Below are 22,039 nucleotides of genomic sequence, written 5' to 3'. Positions count from 1 at the left end.
CATTATCTTTTGTTAACCTGAAGATCTTTAGGTAAGTGTTTTTGACAAAGAGCTAAAGCCTTCTGAATCTTTGAATCATAAACACTGTTATTAGGAGACAACAGCTGAAAGTATCGCCAAGCTTCCTCGTAACATTTATTCTCCACAAGGCAAAGTCCTAATAATCGGTAGGTATGTGATGAAGGAGCTATCTTTGTTAACCAAAGAGTATAGAAATAACATTTGTTATAATCTCCATGATTAAAAAGATAGTCTGCATCTTCCAAAAAGTTAGCAATTTCAGCTTCAGAAATCAAGACTGAAGGAATTCCTGTTGCAGTTATAAAATTTTCCAAATGTAAAAGACGAGAAATCGCGTGGCAAGCTAACGCTTGCTTGTACACCTGTTTTACAAAGAGGAAGACAATGTTTTCACATTCTATATCATAACTAGTGAAATCAAGCACAAGCTGCAATAATTTCAAAGCTTTTTGATCTACCCCTCCCTGCTTCCACAGCTGCTTCGCACTATGAACTAAACGATACACCAATTGTTGACGATCTATATCATACGACTGGATTGCCTCCCATAAAGCTAAGTAATTTTGTAGTTTCATAAGCTGCTCATCATCATCATATAAAACAATCTTTTGCAAAGTTTCTTGAGACAGCGTGAGTTTCTCACTAATTGAAATTTGTGGATCTAAAATACGAAGGAGAGAAACACATTGCTTTGCTTCTAAAGTTTCTACCTGCTGTACCTTATCAGACAGCAATGTTTCAAAAGTAACAACGAGTTTTTGCTGTAATTCTTCTAACCCCGAACAAGATACTAAAGCCTCACAAAACTGAGCAGCTTTATCCTGTCGTTTAGAAAAATTTTCTACCAAAGGTTGAATAACTAAAGAGCACGTGGGATGGAGGTAATGACGCTGCCATATCTCTAAAAGTTGAATGATTGGGGATAATTCTTCTATAGGCAAGGTTAAAGCATGAGTCATAAGCATTGATATAAACTTTTCCTCTGGGAAAAGTTGCTTGTAAAGATTTTGTTCTATAAGATGTACTTTTTTCAAATAGAACAACACCATCTTATGGTAATCTGCATAAATATGTATTGATTGCGATTGCATAAGTTCTAAAAAATAACTCTGGCTTAAAAGTAATGCGGTACGATCATAAATTTTTGTATTCCATTCGCAGTCTCGTTTTAATAATTTATCAATAATGCGATTTAAAATTATGCGTCCTTCCGGAAACATGTCTGTTTCTACTAACGAATGTGCCATAACTTGATCGAAAAAAAAATCTCCTAATAACTGTTGAATATTTAGATTCAGCCAAGGAGCTTGAGCTCGACTCTTCTCTCTTTGCCAACAAGATAAGAATTCTATAGTTTTTTCAAACTCCTGTTGTTTGTAGGAGAGTAAGGCCTTAAATAAACAGAGGTAAGGAGAATTCGGACAGTGTTCTTCTAGCCGACTAAGAAATGTTTCCATGCAATTAAGTTTATCAAGAAAAAAGTAATTAAAGATACTTCCTCCAAGTAATTCTTCTTTGAATACAAATGGCGTCTTTTCGGCTTCGTCATATGCTTTGGTGAAGATTTTATCTGCCTGAGAAAAATTTTGCTGTTTTTGCAATAAAAATCCCTGAAAGCAAAGAAGATGAGCTCGTTGCTGCTCAGCAGAGGGGCAATGCAACGTCCCTTCAGGTATTTCCTTCAGACCTTCTTCCCACAAAGTATGAAAAGTTTCAGTTTTTAGTTTTTTTGTTAGAGAAGTAAAAGAGGAAAATAAATAGTACAGCCCGCTTCCAGTAGCAAAGCACGTGAACAAAAAAACACAAAATAGTACATAGCGTAACATCGGAGTCCTGGGAGGATTTCAAAGAATTACTAACGCGAACGATTTTTTAACTTGTTAAAATTAAATTATATATACACCGTTGCGTTTATGCAAAATTATTTTTCAAAAAAGAAAATTTAAAAATTGTAAAGGATCTTTGAAAAATAACTCCCTTTGTATTACGTATTCATTCATACAATCTATTTCATTTATTTGTGCTCATGAATAAAACAGTATTATTTATTACTGAAGATCACGATTTATCATTACAATTAAAAAACTTAGCAGAAACTTCGGGTTATAAAATTAAAGTTTCTAGTGTGTTGATAGAGCCTTCAGAAGCCGGTCTTGCCTTTGGTGAATACCTATTACTTTCAGAAGCAACAGGTATCCAGAGCCTACCTAAAGATCTTGAAATCATTGTTTTGTTTGATTCTTTTGAAGAACAGGCAATTGTTGACATACTAAATCGCGGCGCTAGTGGTTACTTACTTCGTCCTATTACTGCAAATATTTTGGATGCCGTAATTCGAGCTCTTTTTCGTCAGCATGAATCTCTAGAACATACCTTTCCTGAAATCTTGAATTTTGGAGATCGTGTATTTCGTGTATTGAATCTCACTATAGAAAGTCCTGAAGGAAAAATTTTTTTAACACCCTCAGAAGCCGGTATTCTAAAAAAACTACTTATGAACCGTGGTCATCTCTGCTTACGCAAAAACCTTTTAGAAGAAATTAAAGGAAACACAAAAGAAATTATTCTTCGAAATGTCGATGTTCATATTGCTTCTTTAAGAAAAAAACTCGGGCCTTACGGTTTTAAAATTTCTACAATTCGTGGTGTAGGTTATCTTTTTTTAAATGAGGATACGCCCCCCCCACAATAACTTTTCTTTACTTGTTGTAAGTAAATCTTCGAAGAATGAAAATGCTGAGGCAAATTATTAAGGTACTTAATGTCTCCTTTTGCTTCTTCTCTATTTTCTCCTGAAGATTTTTCCTATCCAGAACTTATATCTCAAGCATATTATACCTGGGATATCCTTTCTCTTATGGAGGAGATGCTGACTCATCATGCTTTTTCAGGAATCCACGGTACTGTAGAATCTGGAGTTTTTTTAAAAAATATAGATAAAATCGAAATAGCTGAAGGTGCTTATGTAGAATCTGGTGCTTATATTATAGGACCCTGTATCCTAGGTCCTCAGACAGAAGTACGCCACGGAGCTTATATACGAGGTGGTGTAATCACAGGAAACCAATGTGTTTTAGGTCACTGTACAGAAGTGAAAAACTCTTATTTAGGACATCGAGTTAAAGCTGCTCATTTTGCTTATTTAGGTGATTCAGTCTTAAGTTATGGTGTTAACCTTGGAGCTGGAGTACGTTGTGCAAATTTCCGTTTAGACGGAGAAGAAATTTGTGTATATTCCAATTCAGAAAAATTACATACAGGTCGTCGTAAAGTTGGTGCCTTTTTAGGAAAAAATGTTTCCGTGGGATGTAATGTAGTGATCAATCCTGGACACCACATTCCTCCTGGAATTTTAGTCTATCCTGGGAAAGTCACTTAGGAAATAGATTATATGAATATAATAGAAATTTTTAATACCTATTGCCCTCCCATAGAAACAGCTATAGAAGATGCTTTAGAAGAATTCGGTAGTCCAAAACATCCCCTTCGAGCTCCTATAGAGTATGCTTTAAAAGGCGGAGGCAAGCGCATACGTCCTCTTTTAGTCTGCATGATTGCGCAAAGTTTAGGCCTTAATCATAATGTTATGGACTCCGCATTAGCCATAGAATTTGTTCACACATCCACACTCATTGCTGATGACTTACCCTGCATGGATAATGATGATGAACGACGAGGGCGCGCCAGCGTTCACAAAGCTTTTAATGAAGTCTCCGCATTACTCGCATCTTATGCTTTGATTCCCGTTGCTTACTCCCACCTTCGATTAAATGCAAAAAAACTCAAAGAAAAAGGCTATGATCCTCAAGCCGTAGATTTTGCCTATAATGTCGTGAGTGATGTTATTGATAAAAATATAGGATTCAGTGGGGTGTTAGGAGGTCAATACGATGATATGTTTTTTTTAAACCAGGGTAAAGAACATGTACAATCTATCATGATAAAAAAAACCAGTACGCTTTTTGAAATTGCTTGTATGTCTGGCTGGTTATTTGGTGGAGGGGATCCTAACTATGCTCCTGTAATTACAGAATTCGCTCACAATTTCGGTTTGCTCTTTCAAACAAAAGACGACTTTTTAGATCTTCAACAAGATCGTAAAAACATTAGTCTAAATTATGCCCTACTTTTTGGCGAATCAGAAGCCTTGGAATTGTTAAATCTATCTGCAAACAATTGTCTAAAGCTCTTAGAGAGTCTCGTAGCTGGAGGGTTAAAAAATACATTGGAGTTTGAAGCTCTTGTTGAATTCTTGAGAAACCTCGACACACACGTTCTTAACTAAAGCTAGGTCTTAGAAATCCTCAATAAAGGCTTATGAAGGAAAATCTGGGTGAGAGGATTTGAACCTCCGCCCCCTTGCACCCCATGCAAGTGCGCTACCAGTCTGCGCTACACCCAGGAAAACAAATTTCTATAAGTAGGTAATCCCTTCAAATTGAAACTCGCATTTTTGAAATTCAGCAACTCCGATTTGAGCACACTTTTCTATTATCACTTCCATAGAATCTCCAAAAGAAACATCTGCAGAATCTATATCTACAGCTATAGATGCGGTAAATGAAGCACCCCCCTTAATTCCTTTTACCTTAAAATTTACAAAAATACCTTCTTTTGTTTTGGAGATATTCTTAAACCGAACTAAATTATTATCTATAAGGTCCTTCATTCTATGAATTTTCTCTAGTAAAAAAGAATAAAAATATCATCCGTTGGGGTTCATGTAAATGCAAAGATTCCGTTATGAAGGGATTTCCTTTCGAATTTCCTGATGCAATCGCCCCAAGCCTACATCAGAATAGTTAACGAATTTAAAAAACATCTGATACAGAGGATCAAATTTTATTATTTCTTGAGTCATATTTATAGCGACAGCGCGATAGTTTGGATGGCCTTGAGGTTGAGAGCGTAATTCACAAAGCCATTGGAGAGCTCTGACATTTATGTGGAAAAACCAACGGATATTATACGCCATAGGAACAACATACTGTGCTTCTTCAGGAAACTCTTGAGCAATCTGATTGTAAGCTTCATAAGCTCGTGCCATAGCATCGCGATAAGGCTTTTCCATAGGGGTGTCTAATAAATCTTCAGGCAAAGTATAGCCATGGTTTACAGAAAGTAACTGACGTTCCTGAGTTAAGGTTCTATGCCTTTGCAAATCTCTGTAAATTCCAAAATCTGCCATTATATCAAAACCAAATTCCACACACTCCAAACCACGAGGAGATTTATGCCTGCGGTTTTCTCTGGCTGCAACACTACTATCCAAAACTTGAAAAAGATCCTCCTGAGACATCTGCTTACAAGTAATGATAAGATCAGAGAAGGACCTTTGGGAATAAGGAAAAAGAAAAGCTGCCGCAATTTTATAAATGCCTTCAGGATCGCCATAAATTAATCGAACACTAGAACAAGTTTGCGAAGTTTCTTTTTCTAAAGCAAAGTGCTTCGCAACGCTTTTCATTTGTTTTTGTAGTGTTTGACGGTATTGTAACATTGCTTGGTGGTGATGATGATGTGGTTCCGCACGACTTAAAAAAGAAGGGATGATCTTCATAAGCTCTGTTAAAGATTGTTCTCCCAATAACCTTAGCTCTGAAAGATTGTGAGCTTGTAACTTGTGGATGAGATTTTGCCAAAATCTCCCATTAGCAAAAAATCCTAGATTTGTGAGGGTTGCTGCGGGAAGAATTCCCCTAATACAGTCCAAAACTTTAGCACGTAAGGATTTAGCATAAGCAGATTCTGATATTTCAGAATCTCTAGGATAAAGTTTTTCAAAATGCGTACGGACTTGAGGAATCAAATCCGAATAAGTTTCGAATAGAAAATTACACGTCCCCAAAAAAACATCTTTAAAGGCCGAGGTCATTAAAATAGGGTCGCGGTAATATAAATACTCCCCTCGAACCTTTTGATCAAAATACACATACCTTGTGGACTTTTCTAGGGGGGATCCTCCTATGCGAGCATCTTCTAAAACTTTTGCGGCTAAAATAGACACATTTTCCATGGCAAGATGGGCTCCGCCCAATTCTCCAACAGAATCATCTCCGAAGTTGTCAAGAATACGTTGATAAAAATCGGCAGCCTTTTGTACACCTAACACACAGTCAGTAGTCTCGTTAAAACAACTGCTGCTTTCTTCATGTTCTATAAATTCCTTTAAAAGCAGAGATCGTAAACCTAAAAGAGATCGAGAATATTTAGAAAACAAAGCCCCCTTAACTACCTCGGGAAGGTTTTTTAAACCAAAAACATTAGATTCCAAGTTAGTAACAAAACGAGATAAACATCGTTTTTCATTACTAGAGAACTTTTCTTCTCTGCCTAACATGAAGACCTCAAAAAATAAAAAATCCTGCCATAGGGATAAGAAAAAAGCAAAACTGTTTTTAACTACCCTATCTTTGTTGAAAAAGAGTTGATCTTGTGTTTAAAAAAGTGCAAAATTCTATTTTTCTTACCAAATGAACAGTCTTTTAACATAGTTTTAAACAAGAAAACCACTTAATTCGTTCTCGAATAGAGTGGTTTTGAACATTTTCCACTCCCTCTAAAGAAGAAGAATATAGTATAATAAATAAACTCTCTCTTCTCAAGAATGTGGAAACTGTCGAAGGATGAACCATGAGTGCCTTGAGTTTAAGCAGACGACCTAGAAGAAATAGAAAAAGCCCAGCAATTAGAAATCTCGTAGCAGAGACACATTTGTCTTCTCAAGACTTCATCGCTCCTCTTTTTGTTCGTGAAGGTAAGAATATCCAAGAACCGATTGAGAGTCTTCCAGGCGTTTATCGATGGAGTTTAGATCTACTACTTAAAGAAATAGAAAGGCTTTGTGAGTATGGTTTAAAAGCAGTAATGCTTTTCCCTGTAATTCCTAGTCATCTTAAGGACGCTTACGGTTCTTACTCTTCTAATCCTAAAAATATTTTGTGCCATAGTATTTATGAAATAAAGAGAACCTTTCCAAACCTTTGTGTGATTAGTGACATCGCTTTAGATCCCTATACTACTCATGGTCATGATGGTATATTTTTAGATGGAGAAGTTCTTAATGATGAAAGCGTAAGAATTTTCGGCAATATTGCAACTCTCCATGCTGAAATGGGAGCTGATATTGTTGCCCCAAGTGATATGATGGATGGAAGAATAGCGTATATCCGTTCTAAATTAGATCAAGCAGGGGCTACAAGTACCTCAATCCTTTCTTATAGTGTTAAATATGCTTCAGCTCTGTATCAGCCCTTTCGTAATGCTCTACATTCCCACGTAACTTCAGGAGATAAAAAGAATTATCAGATGAATCCTAAGAATGTTCTAGAAGCTTTGCTTGAAAGCTCTCTAGATGAAGAGGAAGGAGCAGATATGCTCATGGTCAAACCTGCAGGGTTTTATCTTGATGTTCTCTATCGTGTTCGCCAGCAAACGTGTTTGCCTTTAGCAGCTTATCAAGTCAGCGGAGAGTATGCTATGATTCTTTCAGCTTCTCAACAGGGATGGCTGAACTATGAGAGAATGGTTTATGAATCTGTAGTCAGTATTAAGCGGGCGGGTGCGGATATGATCATTAGTTATGCCGCCCCTTTTATGTTGGAGATGCTGCATTCTGAAAGGGATTTATAAGTTCTTTGAAGAACAAATATGACTTTCCTCTTGTGGGGAAAGAATACCTGTTTCTTTAGCGTATTCCACTAAAGCTTCTTTTACTATCGTAAGCATCTCTATTTTGGAGGGATCTATAAGCGTAGGTAAGGCAAAGTCTTCGGAGCTGATTTCTAAAAAACCAAATTGACAAGCAAGATTAAAATTTTTTGTGATAATTGCTTTAATTAAAGGGACTACAGGAATTCTCATTGGCATAACTTTATCATAAATTTCAGTATCTATGATGGGGCGAGTTTCTCCATGTACATTGGTGTCTGGATTGATATAAACGCGTTTTTTCTTGAAAAACCCTGAAAGGTATGTCTTTGTAAATGTTAATTTGTTGAATCCGAGTCTTAAGAAGCTGAAAGCTTGGCGCTTCGAGGGGTTGGGAAGAACAGTTATCGAGTGATCCCGAAGGCCTAAATGAGGAGACTCTTCTTTATAACATAGCCTTCCTGTTAAGGGATCTCCAGCAATGAGAGAATCTTTGTGGGAAATCTCTTCAAGATTAAGTAGACTAGAGAAGGAAGCTCCTTTCGTTGTAATGATATAACGTCGTTGGGAACTTTTAATTCCTGTGCCTGCAAGAGCTACGACTTGTTCATGTAAAATTCTTCCTTTAAGGAAAAGATGACCAATAGTTAAAACTTCTGGAAAAGACAGGGTAAAAATCACCTGTTTTTCATCTGTAATAGGAGCTATCTGCTGGATATGTATTGAAGGGGATCCTGAGGGAAACGGACCAGAAATTGTATGGAGGTGGGCTATGGCTTTTAGGTCTTGGGTGGGCAATGTCAGACGATCTCTAAAGATAATATGAGGACGAAGCCCAAAAAGTTTCGCTATTGCCCGCACCCCTACCACAAAAACGTAGAAGCCTTCTTCTTTAGAAGAAAATAAAGCAAGGTGTTTTTCTGGAACAGGAGTAAATGGTCGGTTATCTGCAAGATTGATGAAAATGTCTTTTGGACTTTTCGTGGGAAGCGCAGGGATATCAAAGGGACGTTGTTTCATTAAGGCAAACAGTCCTTCTTTTTTAAACACTTCTAAAAGTTCTAAATGAGACAGGGTTTGTAAATCGTAGGAATATTCCGTAATTGTCGGACCTGGAAGTTTTTTAATCACAACATCTAAAAGAGAGCGTTTTACTCCTCGGCGTATACTAGTTACGGTTCCTGAAACATGGGATGTAATGAAGGTGTTAGGAAAATGCTTATATTCAGCTATAGGACATCCTGAGTTTATAACATCCCCTTGCGCCACTTTAAGTTTTAAAGCTAAGGAGCAAAAAGGCCTCAGATCTATAGCAACAAAGTCTGGATCCACTCTATTATAGAATCCAGACTCTTTTGGAGATCCTTGTAAGGATAGATCTAAACCTTGAGATACAGCGATTTTCATATCTTTGAGATTATAGGTGATTTTATAAGGGAATCCAGTTTTTTTTCTTATTTTTTTTAGTAGAAGAAGATTGGAGTTTTTTGCCTTTGGTTTTTCTATCGTTATTTGTTAAATCTTGGGTAACTTCATTGATCAAAGATTCTGTTTCTTTCTTGTATTCTTCACACGAAGAGCGGATATTTTCTAGGGCAAGCCATTCTTCAGGAGAGAAGTTATCAGGATTATTTGCAAAGACTTCCATTTGCTCACGAGTCATTCCTGTTTGTGTAAGAATTTCTTGCGCGCGTTTATCTAATTCTTGGATTTTTTCTTGAGTTTTGTGGATTAGGTATTCGTAATCTGCATCGGAATCGGAAGTTAAAGCAGAACCGAAAGAAGAGTCAAAGTCTATTTTATAAATAGTTAGGATTTGTTTTATAGAATCTATTATTTTTTCAGCAGACTTACTATTCATAACAATCACCATTATTTTGGTTTATTATAAAATAACTTTGATTATTTTGTATTGCGATATTGCTCTTTTTTATACTTAAGCGTATATTCGCGGAGTAAAAATAGGAGATATCGTGGACTATTTAGAAAAGTTGCAAGTCTTAATAGAGGAAGAGCAACCCGCGAGCTTTTTTAGTCTATGGGAAGAGTATTGTTTTAATGATGTAGTACGAGGAGAGGAGCTTGTTCAAATTTTAGAGAAAGTTCGTTTTTCTTCTTTTGCACCGTTATTTGGAAAGATTGTAGATACAGTACTTCCTCTTTGGGAAAAGGTTCCTGAAGGAGTAAATAAAGATCGAGTGCTTCAACTGATCTTGGATTTGCAAACATCTAATAATAAGATGTTTTATGATATTGCTTTCAAATATGTACAAGAGAAATATGCTGATCAGGAGAATTTTGACGAGGCTTTGCGGGTTGTTGGGCTTCGGGATGGCCGTGATTTTCAGTACAGTTTGAGTCGTTTTGAGTTTTTGATGCATTTGACTAAGGGGAATTTTGTGTTTCATCAAGGAGGATGGGGCGTTGGAGAAGTCATGGATGTCTCTTTTCTTCAGCAGAAGGTTTTGATAGAATTCGAAGGCATCATGATGGCTAAGGATATTTCTTTCGAGACGGCTTTTAAAAGCCTAATTCCTTTGGACAAGGAGCATTTTCTTTCTCGACGATTTGGAGATCCCGATAGCTTTGAAGCTTATGCTAAAGAATATCCTGTTGAAGTTATTGAAATTCTTATTAGAGATTTGGGTCCAAAGACAGCAAAGGAGATAAAAGAAGAGCTTATAGAGCTTGTCATTCCTGAATCTGATTGGAATCGTTGGTGGCAAGCCACCAAAACTAAGATCAAAAAAGATACACGCATTTTATCTCCTGATAATTCTAAAGAGCCTTATATTCTTTCTTCAGTGAGGGATTCACATCTCTCCCAGCTAAAACGTAAATATGAACTTGCCCAGAATAATATCGAGCGTATTTCTCTTATCTATTACTTTATTAGGGATTTGCATAGTGAATTGAAAAATTTTGAGATTCGCACATATTTAGTGCATGCCCTTGAAGCTCTTGATGTTGGGGACAACAAAGCTTTACAATTGCAACGAGACCTTCTTTTGTCGGATTATCTAGCGGAGAAGAACGTGAGTATCGATAGTGATTTTATTTGTTCTTTATCAGAAGATGATGTCAGTCGTTTTTTAGAGAAAATTCCTATCACTGCGCTACAGAAATCTTTTCTAATTTTAATAAAAAAGTTTTCTCCTTTTTGGGAGAAGATTTTCATGCAGATTCTTTTATATACTTCCACACATACACTCAGAGAATCTACGTATAAAATACTTAAAACCAATCCTGAGAGTTTGGAAAAATTAAAGCAGAAATTATTAGAAGTTGTACATCAACCTATGATGTTTCCAGAGTTTTTTACGTGGTTTTTTTTAAAATTAGGAAGTGGAGAAGATGGAATTTTCGATCCTCAAGATAAAGAGATTCAGAGGCTGTTCCTTGAAGCAGCTTTGACCTTTATGTATCATATTGCTTCTACACCCCAAAAAGAGTTGGGGAAAAAAATGCATCATTTCCTAGTGAGTCAACGTTACCTTCCCATCCGTCGAATGATAGAACAAGCTCCACTTCCTTTTTTACAGGAATGTTTGTTATTGTCGACGAAGTGTCCGCAATTTTCTTCCAGTGATTTGAATGTTTTGCAAAGTCTTGCTGAAGTTGTGCATTCCGGTTTAAAAAAACACGCACCCACTATTGAAGAAGATGTTTTTTGGGCCACTTCTGAAAGTTTTTCTCGTATGAAGAATAAATTGCAGTCTCTTGTTGGTAAAGAGATGATAGAGAATGCTAAAGAAATTGAAGATGCTCGTGCTTTGGGAGATCTGAGAGAAAATTCTGAATATAAATTTGCTTTAGAAAAAAGATCGCGTTTACAAGAAGAAATACGTATATTGTCTGAAGAAATAAATCACTCTAAGATACTTACCAAGGATATAGTCTTCACAAATAAGGTGGGTATAGGGTGTAGAGTCACCTTGGAAGATGAGCAGGGAAATTGCGTAGACTACACTCTTCTTGGTCCTTGGGATGCTAATCCCGATCAAGGTATTCTTTCTTTGAAATCAAAACTTGCACAAAATATGCTGGGAAAAAGTGTAGGTGCTAAGGTAATGCTTCAAATGAAGGAATACAAAATTTCTAAAATACGGTCTATATGGGATACGCAATGAAGCGTGGAGTATAGCGGAGTCGAACCGCTGACCTCAACAATGCCATTGTTGCGCTCTACCGACTGAGCTAATACCCCAAGAGAAAAAAGCTATCACGGGATAAGGTTTAGAATCAATCTTTGTTACAACAAAAGGTCTAACTATATATGAAATTTTTTAGTCAACTACCTACCTTCGAACCCGATGCTATTTTAGGTCTACAGAAATTGTTTTTGGAGGATAAGCGATATAACAAAGTGAACCTGGTGATAGGTACTTATGAACATCCACAAAAACGGTATGGGGGGGTGTCTAGTGTACGTAAGGCACAAACGGTAATTCTAGAAGATGAACAGAATAAGCGTTACTTACCGATTTTAGGCTCGTCTGTTTTTCTCGATGAAATGCGAGAGTTTGTTTTTGGTTCCATAGATCCAGATACTGTGACGGGTTGTCAGACTCTAGGAGGTACAGGAGCTTTGCATCTAGGTGCGAAAATCTTTGCTATGACAGGGCTCACGAGGACAGCATACATTCCTGAACAAACATGGAGCAATCATATACGCATTTTTGCTCAAGAAGGCTTAGAAATTATCCAGTATCCCTATTATAGTTTGGAACACAAAAATCTAATGTTTGAACAATTGGTCGCTTTTTTCAAAAACGCCAAGAAATACTCTGTTGTTTTGTTCCATTGTTGTTGTCACAATCCAACTGGAGTAGATTTTACTGAATCTATGTGGAGAGAGCTTGCAGCGCTTATGAAAGAACGTGAGTTAATTCCTTTTTTTGATATGGCTTACCAGGGATTTGCTGATGGTATAGATGCTGATAGAAAGCCTGTACAGCTCTGTATAGAAGCAGGGAACACTGTGCTAATTGCTGTATCTGCAAGCAAGAATTTTTCTCTTTATGGTGAACGTGTAGGATACTTTGCTGTTCATGACATCTTCCCAGAGGAAATAGATAAAATTACAAGTTGTCTGAAAGAAAAAGTGCGTGGCGAATATTCTTCACCAAATCGCTTTGGAGGGGAAATTGTTGCGACGATTTTGAGCAATCCTTATTTAAAACAAGAGTGGCTATCTGAGATTGATACTATACGTGAATCTTTAAATAAAATGAGAACCAAGTTTGTCCATGCTTTACGTACAGTTGCAGGACATACCTTTGATTTCATTTTGTCACAGAAAGGCTTCTTTGGATATCCAGGATTTTCTACTAAACAAGTACTCTTTTTAAGAGAAGAAAAGGCTGTCTATACAACAGCAGGAGGACGGTTAAATTTAAACGGCATTACAGAAAAAAATATAGAGCATGTACTGCAAAGCTTAGTTGAAGCTTATGAGTTACTCTAGTCTTCGAAACAAGAAAGTAAAATTTTATATCTACACGGTGATTATTTTTGGGGTTTTTCTTTGTTGGAGTATGCCTAAAGAGCTTTATGAAGCTATGCACAAACACTTTGTCTCTCTGTACACAAACATTTTCCCTAAACCTAAAAACCATTATGTTTCAGAACATTCTTTTTTAGAAGTAGAAAATCTTCTACTGAATGAGCAAATCATAGCATTAAAAAAGAAACTGCTAGTTCAAGAAGTTATAGACCATAAACCTCCTGTATTTCCTGAGATTCTGACTCCTTATTTTCATAAACTTATAGAAAGTCATGTGATCTATCGCGATCCTGCACATTGGGCAAGCTCTTGCTGGGTAGATGTAGGCAAAGAACAGGGAATCAAAAAAAATTCTCCCGTAATTTCTGGAAAAGTCTTAGTAGGACTTGTGGATTATGTAGGAATAAATCAAGCTCGAGTACGCTTAATTACCGATGTAGGAATGAAACCCTCTGTTATAGCCATGCGTGGAGGGATACAGGCTTGGTGGGTGAAACATCATCTTCGTGAGTGCGTCCAGGAGTTAGAACAGCTTTCTGATACATATATTCTGGAAAAAGATAAATATAACACAATATTGCAACTCAAGGAACTGATCTCTCGAATACAGTCTGAAGGCGAAAATCAAAAGCTTTTAAGAGGCACTCTTTCTGGAACTGGAGGAGCTCTGTGGAAACAAGAAGCTTCTATTTTGCAAGGAGAAGAGTTTTGCTTTGCACAACAAGAGAAAGATTTATTGCCTGGAGACATTTTGGTAACTACAGGTTTAGATGGCATCTTCCCTCCAGGATTACTTGTTGCTCGCGTAACTAAAATATTTCTTCCACAAGAAGGTGCGTGTACATTTAAAATAGAAGCACATTCTTTAGAGGCAAATCTAAATAAACTTTCACATCTTCTTATTCTACCTCCTATGGAATTTAATCCTAATGATAGACCGGATATTTTCGGATTATTGTGGGATTAAAGGGTGGACTTCCTTGCAAGGGAAGGAAACCATTTCCTTCTTTATCTATTCCGCGAATAAAAACGAAACCCATGTGTATTTCATCATCAATCTTAAATTGTCGTAAAAATTTTTTTGCAGCCTCTAAGTAAATCCCTCCTTGATAATCCAAATTCTCTTGTTGTACATAAGTCATAAGGTTGGTTTTAGAATAATCTGTTTTCTTTTCTCCTAAAAACGATGTTTTCCAATCAATAATATAATATTTTCTTTCGTGTTCAAAAAAAAGATCTATACTACCTTGCCAAAGATTTTCATTGTGTGAAAAAAGAAAAGAGGCTTCTCTAAACATCTTCTCAGGAGAAATATCTGCTAAGATAAAAGTGTGCGAAGGGAAACTAAGAGGAGTAAAAAATGTTTCAATTAATAACATTATAATCATTTCTTCAAATCCCACCAAATGCGTGTGCTTCACAAAATTAGTGACTATAGGAAAAAGGTGATTTCTATCTTTGCATGGAATAGGGAGTATTGCTTCTATTATCTTGTGAATTATAATTCCTGTTTTTTCTCCTAGAGGAAGGAGAGCTTGTGAAGGATTTAGATCAAAACGGAGTGAGTTTTCAGCTTCTTTATAACTATCCAATGTAGGCTTTACTGAAGAAAAAGAAAAAATCTCTTTGGGAAGAGGAAGATGTAAGGAGAATGTTTCAGGAGGTTGTAGAGAAAAAGTTGTGAAGTTGAGGTCGCTGTCTTCCTTAGACTGAGAACAAGAAAAGAGTAAAGGATGTTTCTCAGCTAAGTGCATAGCTAGATCATACGTGGATGTGTGTGATCCTTCTATTTTTACGTAGTTTGTCAGAGCAGAGAACTTAGGACATGATGATGGAGGAGAGAAACTTATAGGGAGGTACAGTTGTTTTCTTGCTCGTGTGCAGGCAACATACATCTCTCTTAACGATTCCGAAGAACTTTTATTTTTTTTCGATTTATCAAGACCAGGACAAAAAACAACATCATATTCCAACCCTTTTGAAGAATGGATTGTTGTAATTTTTAAAGTTTCTAAATCTTCAGAATAAGAGGATACAGTAAGCTCTTCTTCCCACCGCCCTGTCTCTGAAAAACGTTGTAAATGAAGAAACTGATGGTAAGGATAAGAAGAAATGGTATCGAGATAACTGCAAAGTTTTTCCATCTCCTGAAAGATTAAATCTCCCTGAGGGGTCTTTAATAAGGTTTCTCCTTGTGAAGACATCAGATGGTAAAAAGTAGCTAAAACACCGTAATTCGAGATGTAAGTATGTAAAGTTAAGAAATATGTTGTGTACTGTTCTTTCTTGTTAATAATTTCAGACGGAGAGAGTCCAAAAAGACTGCTGACTAAAACACGACTCGTCTTTTTATAATTTTCTGGATAAAGAATTGCTTCGAGTAAAACTAAGGTAAGTAAGTAGGTTTCTGTAAGATGGAACACCGATTTATTTTTAGAAAATGAAATAGGCACTGTGCTGTGTGTAATAAAATCGAAGGCTTGCTCAGAATCTGAGACTAGAATCACCATGCGACCTAAAGGAATGCCATACTCCTGCTGTAAGCGAGTTGCTTCTGAAGAAATCCAAAGAATTTGACTTTCTATATTTTCATATACAAAGAAGTGTATGGGAGCATAAGGTGGATTATGAAAATCTTCCTGACATTGAGGAATTAAAGGATAGTATTCTATAGGAGGATAGCCAGGAATTTTTAAAAAAGGCGAGATTCTATGAAACAGTTCATTAATTGCCTCCATGAGTCGTGGTGTAGAGCGATAGTTATTAATCAGCTGTAATTGCGCGTTCTTGGAAAATGAAGATTTTGCTTTTAAGTATGTGGGAAGATCTGCATTACGCCATTCATAAATAGATTGTTTAGGATCTCCTATTAAAAAAAATGATCCTTGAAATTTTTGGGTAGCAAAAAGTGTAGAAAAGATGAGCCACTGTTTTTTATCAGTATCTTGAAATTCATCAATAAGGACGAATTGATAACGTTCTCGTAAAGAAACAATCACGGGTTGTGCTTCAGGAGTAGAAAGCAATTTCTCCAAAGCAAGGATACTTTCATCAGGAGAAAGCCAGGGTGTGTAGTTTTGTTTTAAATATTCTTGTACATCTTTTAGTAAGGTATTAAAAATTTCATCAAGATTACAAAATTGTGAAGTGCATTCTAGCCATGACATTTCTTCTAAAATGTGGAAAGCCTCACAAGGTTGATAGCGAGCTAACCGGTTGTGCGGATGCAAGGCATCTGCAAGTTTGAAGAATGCGAATAACGTACTATGAGTTGCAGAAGAATACAGAGTGTCAACGAAACAGTGAATATCCTTGATAAGAGAAAAGGATTGTTTTTTAAATCCTTCTATATGTGCCGTAAACTGAGCAAGAAAATTTTCTTTTGGAAAGTTCTTAAGTAAGTCACGAATATTTTGATGCCACAGTGTTAGCTTTGTCGAAGTTTCAGAAAGCTTAGGAAGAGTATCAGCAATCGTAGTCCCATAGTTAGCTAGTAGTTTGTCGATAAGAGAAGCAGAGTGCGTGGAATGTAAATTATAACGAACTGCTAATAATTGAAATTGTTCGGGGAAAAGTACAGCACGCCAAAGATCTTGAGCCAAATAATCTTGGATATGGTGAAGAATAAGTTGGGTATGAGTTAGCCCCGGATTCTTATGGAGAAGACGTGTTCCTGGAAAATATTGTTTTAATACAGAATTGCAAAACCCGTGTATAGTAAATAGAGACATCCGCTCTATGGTGACCAAGGCATTGCGAATGTTCATGTAAAGCTGTTTTACATCCTGATGAGGAGATAGGTAGGGAAGAAAAGAAGCTTCCTGACATGCGAGTGAAGCTTGGAACTCTCTCAGGCATTTAGAGAGACTCTCTCGTATACGAAGCTTAAGTTCATTAGCAGCTGCGTTGGTAAAAGTAACCGCAAGAATGTTTTCTATATGTGTTATAGAACCTTCAATTAAACCTCTTAAAATAATATGCTCCAAAGTGAAGGTTTTTCCTGTACCAGCAGAAGCTTCTAGGAAAAATTTCCCTTGTATCGAAGTATCGGGATTAAAAATATCAAATGGTTTCACAGAGGTCCCTTAAAAAGAGATAATATTTTTAAACGTTGAGATTCATCAAATTCATTGAACATGTCTTGAAAATTACGATTATGAAATTTCCAAAATATAGAACGAAAAGGATTTTCCACCTCTTCTTTTATTGTCTTACATACGATCTGTTGAAACTTTTCCCCATCATGAAGGTATTGCCAGCACACAGGAGAAATTAAGGGAATCGGTTGAGAACACATCATCTGATAAACCTCAAGGACTCTAAGAAGATATTTTTCCGGATTCGAAAAAGGTAAAGCTATGTTTTCATAAGCTTCAAAAGAGACGAGTTTGAATAATTGTGCTTTTGAAGGAAGTTGACCTGTAAATTGTAATATTGCCATAGCAATATATCTTTCAAGAAGGGCTTCAAGTTCGAAAGCGGTGTCAGGCAGTCTATTTGTTTTTTTTGTGGTTTTTTTTATTAAGGCACTAGGATCAATAGCACAAAAGTATAGTCCTTCATCACATACTCCATGGATTGTTCCATGAATCTTTATTGTAGTTTGAGAAGAAGTAAGCTCGACAGGAGGAAGAAGCACAGACTGTTTAGAAGGCATATCTTGAAATAATGATGAAGAAAGAACCACGCTATAAGGAATTTGTTTCGATTTCTTACTTATAGAATGAAACCAAAGATGCATGTTCTCTTTATAATTACAAAATTGTTCTTCAGAAAAAGGAGAAGCAAAATGAATACTAAAATCTTGAGGGGTATCTAGAAAGCAATGATTCCAAAAGTCGGTCAGGTGATATTTCGTCGGAAAGAACTTGGGACGTTTCCCCAAGATTTGTGGTGAAGAGAAGTAAAGATTATAGTTCAACTTTAAGAAGAGATCGAGAGGAGATAGAATACTTTTCACTAATTGTAAAAGAGAAAGGTGACAAGGAAGAATTGGAAATGAGGAAATCGATTGAAACAAAGATGGAAAATGAAATTTTTGAGAACAAAAGGACTTAGCAAGGCGATAATAGTAAGCTTGGGAAGCATGCATTCGTGTTTTCTTTGCAAAAGAAACAGGAGCATAAGCTTTCATAGGTAGAGAATGTACAGGAAGATTCGCATCCTCTTGGATATAGTTCACAAAAGCACTGGGAAGTTGAGGATGTAGAATAGAAGATAAATAGCTGATATGAAGTGCGTATTTTGTAGAAACAAGAATTTGTAGAAAATGAAAATTTTCTTCGTCTTCTGATGAGGAAAAAGCAAGTTCTTCGTGAGTCGTTGCTCTATCTAAGATATCTAAAACGTCTAAAGATTCTTGTGAATGATTGGCTCCTAAAATAAATGTATAGCCTTTAGGAATAAAACTAAGATCAGCTAGCCTACCAACGTAAGGACCCGGTTTGTTGTAAATAGGACTGCTATTATAAAAATGCCTCAAAAAATCCAAACAAAAATCAGTAAAAAAAAGTAACGAACACTTCGAAGTCGCATAGGTTGGTAATAAAGTATTTTTCAACGAAGCAATCAACAACAGTTCATCAGAAGATAATTTGAAAGTCTTTTCTAAAAAAGAAAAGATGACTTCAAAATGCTTTTCATATGTCGATGTAGTTGTATGGTAAACATTAAGCAACTCTTGAATTTCATAAATTAAAGGAAGCGTAGTTTCCCAAATTTCTACTTGACTAACACGTCCTTCTTCTTCAATAAAAGGATATTCTTTTAAGATACGGTCTCCGAGAGATTTTATATGTTGCTTTAGAGCAATCTCTTGTATGGGAATTTTAATCCACTCCTTAGCTAACTTTTTCACAAGGTAGTGAGTTTTGTTTGGCTCAACAGGACTTTGTAATTGTGGGTGTGTCAATAATTGGAAGAGACAATACTGATCCCCTTGTGTTTGTAAAATCGATGAGAGTAGAACGATTTTTCCTCTTAAATCTTCAGAAGATAAAGTAGCTTCCTCAGTGAAATATAGAGGTACATAAGGTTGAAACGTAGCTTTTAAATGTACAGTATAATTGTCTATATGCGAAGAAAGAATAAAAATTTCTTCAGGAGCGATTCCTTGGTTTAAGAGTGTGGTGACTTTAAGAAAAGTTTCTTGGACTTCTCTAGCAATATTATGCGCATGGTCAATGGTTATTGTTTGTTTAGCCTCAGAAACCTCTTGTAAGGGCGTTGGCCTGAGATTTAAAAACGCATTTTGTATAACCGCTAAGGAAGAATTTGCCGTAGGAGAGACAAAAATCTCAGTAGAATCTATCTCGCGATCTAAGAAGAAATTTTGAGATACTTGAGATTTATGCGAGAGGTTGGCAAGTAATGTCTGCCTATCGGTAAAGATGTAATGTTTCCAAGCCTGTTTACTTGGAGAATCGTGAAGATGTCGCCACACAAAATCGATAGCTTTATCTGAGAGCAAATCTCCAAAATACTCCTGGCTTGGGGAAAAACAGTAAAAATATACGGGAAAAAAGGCACTGATCTTGGTAAAAAATTCTGTAATGTGTTGAGGAAGGTTAGCGTATCCAAAAATATGCAAAGAATAGGGAGGCTGTTTTGAAGGAAGTATATGTAAAATTTTTGAGAAAATTTCCTCTTGAGAAGAAAAAAGGGTTGTCAAATATTGAAATAATTTTTGATAACAAACCGCATCATCCGTAGGAATTTGTGAAAATGTATAAAAAATTTTAAAAGCTGTTGCTAATTTTTTTGCAGCATCATAGGTAAACTTTGATGCGTATCCAGCTGTTTTTTGAGGAAGTAGAAAAGTAGAGTCTGGGTTTTCTAAAATTTCATTTATAAGTACAGGCAGTGTCATGTAATCAGGCATTTGAGGGTGTGTGCCACAGATATCTACAAATAAATGTTTGACAATAGAATCTGAAGACGTAAAAATGGTAGGTCCCATAAAAATATGATTTGCTGTAGCATCTACAATTTGTTTTCGTGCCCAGTGACCTGTTGTTGTATTCGCAACCAGAATCCATTTTTTTATAAAGGGATGTTGGTAAATTGAAGTGAGATCCTCAGTAAGCTTTGCTACAAGTTTTTGAGGTGAATTACTAAAGCATACTTGGCAGTGTTTGACGGGATTCATGAATATTTCCATGCACAAAAAGTCTTTCCAAGCATTAGTAACAACGCATTTTCTTACAATTATCAATGATAATTTATACAAGTTTCTTCTAGTTTTTTTTTTACTAGAAGGTAAAACTTTAACAGAAAATGCAAAAATTTTATCCTGTGTAAGTTTCTTTTTCGCCCTTCCCTTTCTTCTGTTAGCCCCATTGGCAGGAAGTTTATCAGATCGTTACCAGAAACGAAATATTATCCTAGCGACACGTTTTATTGAAATAGTCTGTACCCTCTGCGGTGCCTATTTTTTCTTTATACAGTCCGTGTTAGGTGGCTATATAGTTTTAATTATAATGGCGTGCCACACAACAGTCTTTGGCCCTGCAAAGATGGGAATACTCCCTGAAATGTTACCTTTGGAGCAATTATCTCGAGCAAATGGTATTATGACTGCAGCTACCTATACAGGAAGTATTTTGGGATCCTGTTTTGCTCCAATTCTTGTAGATCTTACACAGCACTTGCATATCAATAATTATATTTGGCCGGCAATGTTATGCGTTGTTTTATCTATAATTAGTACAGTGATCTCTTTTCACATTCGACCAAGTAATATTAAAAATTTTAGTCAGAAAATTACTTTTGCAAGTTTTAAAGACCTCTGGAAGATTTTAAAAGATACACGACAAATTCACTATTTAACGACCTCAATTTTTCTATCTGCATTTTTCTTATTAATAGGGGCCTACATACAACTTGAGATTATTTCTTTTGTAGAATTTACTTTAAAATATCCTAAGCATTACGGGGGATATCTATTTCCTCTAGTAGCTTTGGGTGTAGGAGTTGGGTCATACATTACAGGACGGATATCTGGTAAGGACATCAAACTGAGTTATACTCCATTGGCTATTATTGGAATTGCTCTAGTCTTTATGGGGTTGTACATCTTCTCCTATTCTCTAACTTTCGTCATATTGTTTCTGCTCCTTTTGGGTTTTTTCGGTGGTATTTATCAAGTTCCTCTACACACTTACATACAATATGTGAGTCCAGAGCATAAACGTGGGCAAATCCTAGCTGTGAATAACTTTTTAGACTTTTTTGGCGTGCTAGTAACCGCAGGTGTTGTTCGAGTCCTTGGTAGTGGTCTTCATCTTTCTCCTGAAGCTAGCTTCTTGTGTCTGGGCTGGATAGTGCTTGCTGTGGGTATCTGGTCTCTATGGCTTTGGAAAGAATCCGTCTATCGTTTATTTTTAGCTTTCATATTAAAAAAACAGTTAGGACCGCATCTCAAAGTCCCAAAATCTTCTACAGCCCAGTGTTACTTCATAAAAGCAGGTAGTTTTAGGGAAGTACGACGTATCCTAGCTATGTTGCCTAAAATTATGCGTGGCATAGTATTTATTTTAGATGAACAATTACAGCCTGTATGGACTACGCAGCTCATTTTTCATTGTGTTCCTACAGTCGTTAACCATCTAGAAACTACTGTTGAACCTGAAGTATGGAAGGCTTGGGCAATTCTTCAGGCAGAGCGGATACAAATGATGTTACACAAATTGCCTGATGTAGGTATCGTTTGCTTGGGGACTCCTGAAAATATTGTGAAATTCGAATCTGTATTATTAACTCGAAACATTCAATTACACCATATTCTGCTTTCGCATAAACAAAAAGGAATACAAAATTGTTATACGTTATCTTTGCAGCCGAACTAGTGCATAAAGCTGTTAA

Annotated in this window: 15 protein-coding genes and 2 tRNA genes; 8 read left to right on the top strand and 9 right to left on the bottom strand. The window is 36.3% G+C overall.

All coding sequences use genetic code 11. The features are described 5' to 3' along the window. Nucleotides 1–2: 2 nt before the first annotated feature. A complete protein-coding gene (locus Cs308_RS01800) occupies nucleotides 3–1,847 on the bottom strand; it encodes a DUF1347 family protein (RefSeq protein ID WP_066481895.1) in 1,845 nt (614 codons plus the stop codon). A gap of 194 nt (nucleotides 1,848–2,041) precedes the next feature. Here Cs308_RS01800 and Cs308_RS01795 point away from each other — a divergent pair, with 194 nt between their 5' ends. From Cs308_RS01795 to Cs308_RS01785, 3 genes are all read left to right on the top strand, one after another. Next, nucleotides 2,042–2,713 (top strand): response regulator transcription factor, encoded by a 672-nt coding sequence (locus tag Cs308_RS01795; RefSeq protein WP_066481893.1) that lies wholly within the window; start codon nucleotides 2,042–2,044, stop codon nucleotides 2,711–2,713. 69 nt (nucleotides 2,714–2,782) lie between these two features. Next, nucleotides 2,783–3,400, top strand: coding sequence for an LbetaH domain-containing protein (locus Cs308_RS01790; protein WP_066481890.1), 618 nt, complete (start codon nucleotides 2,783–2,785; stop codon nucleotides 3,398–3,400). A gap of 12 nt (nucleotides 3,401–3,412) precedes the next feature. Next, a complete protein-coding gene (locus Cs308_RS01785) occupies nucleotides 3,413–4,306 on the top strand; it encodes a polyprenyl synthetase family protein (protein ID WP_066481888.1) in 894 nt (297 codons plus the stop codon). A 43-nt stretch (nucleotides 4,307–4,349) separates the two neighbouring features. Here Cs308_RS01785 and Cs308_RS01780 read toward each other — a convergent pair. The 3 genes from Cs308_RS01780 to Cs308_RS01770 all read right to left on the bottom strand — a co-directional run bounded on the left by Cs308_RS01780 (nucleotide 4,350) and on the right by Cs308_RS01770 (nucleotide 6,361). Beyond that, a tRNA-Pro gene (locus Cs308_RS01780) sits at nucleotides 4,350–4,423 on the bottom strand. Nucleotides 4,424–4,435: 12 nt separating this feature from the next. Next, nucleotides 4,436–4,690, bottom strand: a complete 255-nt coding sequence (locus Cs308_RS01775) for a hypothetical protein (RefSeq protein WP_066481881.1) — start codon at nucleotides 4,688–4,690, stop codon at nucleotides 4,436–4,438. 72 nt (nucleotides 4,691–4,762) lie between these two features. Continuing rightward, nucleotides 4,763–6,361, bottom strand: a complete 1,599-nt coding sequence (locus Cs308_RS01770) for an FAD-dependent thymidylate synthase (protein ID WP_066481877.1) — start codon at nucleotides 6,359–6,361, stop codon at nucleotides 4,763–4,765. A gap of 293 nt (nucleotides 6,362–6,654) precedes the next feature. Between Cs308_RS01770 and hemB the strand changes: the two genes are divergently transcribed. Further along, nucleotides 6,655–7,653 (top strand): porphobilinogen synthase, encoded by a 999-nt coding sequence (gene hemB / locus Cs308_RS01765; protein WP_066481874.1) that lies wholly within the window; start codon nucleotides 6,655–6,657, stop codon nucleotides 7,651–7,653. Here the strand turns inward: hemB and Cs308_RS01760 are convergent. Together Cs308_RS01760 and Cs308_RS01755 are read right to left on the bottom strand one after the other, a co-directional pair. Continuing rightward, nucleotides 7,648–9,078: a Na(+)-translocating NADH-quinone reductase subunit A gene (locus Cs308_RS01760; RefSeq protein WP_066481872.1), complete on the bottom strand. Its 1,431-nt coding sequence runs from the start codon at nucleotides 9,076–9,078 to the stop codon at nucleotides 7,648–7,650. The genes hemB and Cs308_RS01760 overlap by 6 nt on opposite strands. A 22-nt stretch (nucleotides 9,079–9,100) precedes the next feature. Beyond that, nucleotides 9,101–9,532, bottom strand: a complete 432-nt coding sequence (locus tag Cs308_RS01755; protein WP_066483350.1) for a hypothetical protein — start codon at nucleotides 9,530–9,532, stop codon at nucleotides 9,101–9,103. A gap of 112 nt (nucleotides 9,533–9,644) precedes the next feature. Here Cs308_RS01755 and Cs308_RS01750 point away from each other — a divergent pair, with 112 nt between their 5' ends. Further along, the gene (locus tag Cs308_RS01750; RefSeq protein WP_066481870.1) at nucleotides 9,645–11,801 is read left to right on the top strand and encodes a GreA/GreB family elongation factor; all 2,157 of its coding nucleotides are present in this window, start codon (nucleotides 9,645–9,647) and stop codon (nucleotides 11,799–11,801) included. 4 nt (nucleotides 11,802–11,805) lie between these two features. Here Cs308_RS01750 and Cs308_RS01745 read toward each other — a convergent pair. Then, nucleotides 11,806–11,878: transfer RNA gene (locus Cs308_RS01745), tRNA-Ala, on the bottom strand. Nucleotides 11,879–11,947: 69 nt separating this feature from the next. On the opposite strand from Cs308_RS01745, the gene Cs308_RS01740 reads away from it, so the two are divergent. Continuing rightward, the gene (locus tag Cs308_RS01740; protein ID WP_066481868.1) at nucleotides 11,948–13,138 is read left to right on the top strand and encodes an aromatic amino acid transaminase; all 1,191 of its coding nucleotides are present in this window, start codon (nucleotides 11,948–11,950) and stop codon (nucleotides 13,136–13,138) included. Further along, nucleotides 13,125–14,144: a rod shape-determining protein MreC gene (locus Cs308_RS01735; RefSeq protein ID WP_066481866.1), complete on the top strand. Its 1,020-nt coding sequence runs from the start codon at nucleotides 13,125–13,127 to the stop codon at nucleotides 14,142–14,144. Before Cs308_RS01740 ends, Cs308_RS01735 begins: the two co-directional genes overlap by 14 nt. Here the strand turns inward: Cs308_RS01735 and recB are convergent. Both recB and Cs308_RS01725 read right to left on the bottom strand, forming a co-directional pair. Beyond that, nucleotides 14,104–17,253: an exodeoxyribonuclease V subunit beta gene (recB, locus tag Cs308_RS01730; protein WP_066481864.1), complete on the bottom strand. Its 3,150-nt coding sequence runs from the start codon at nucleotides 17,251–17,253 to the stop codon at nucleotides 14,104–14,106. The two genes, Cs308_RS01735 and recB, sit on opposite strands and share 41 nt — an antisense overlap. Further along, nucleotides 17,250–20,324 carry an exodeoxyribonuclease V subunit gamma gene (locus Cs308_RS01725; protein ID WP_066481862.1) on the bottom strand — a complete coding sequence of 1,025 codons (3,075 nt, stop codon included), beginning with the start codon at nucleotides 20,322–20,324 and terminating at the stop codon, nucleotides 17,250–17,252. The genes recB and Cs308_RS01725 overlap by 4 nt, the downstream gene beginning before the upstream one ends. Between Cs308_RS01725 and Cs308_RS01720 the strand changes: the two genes are divergently transcribed. Beyond that, nucleotides 20,323–22,023 (top strand): MFS transporter, encoded by a 1,701-nt coding sequence (locus Cs308_RS01720; protein WP_066481860.1) that lies wholly within the window; start codon nucleotides 20,323–20,325, stop codon nucleotides 22,021–22,023. The genes Cs308_RS01725 and Cs308_RS01720 overlap by 2 nt on opposite strands. Nucleotides 22,024–22,039: the final 16 nt, after the last annotated feature.

Origin of the sequence: Candidatus Chlamydia sanziniae (assembly GCF_001653975.1) — a bacterium.
GTDB lineage: Bacteria > Chlamydiota > Chlamydiia > Chlamydiales > Chlamydiaceae > Chlamydia > Chlamydia sanziniae.
The sequence above is the reverse complement of the archived record's forward strand: the minus strand, read 5'-3'. Positions and strand labels throughout refer to the sequence as shown.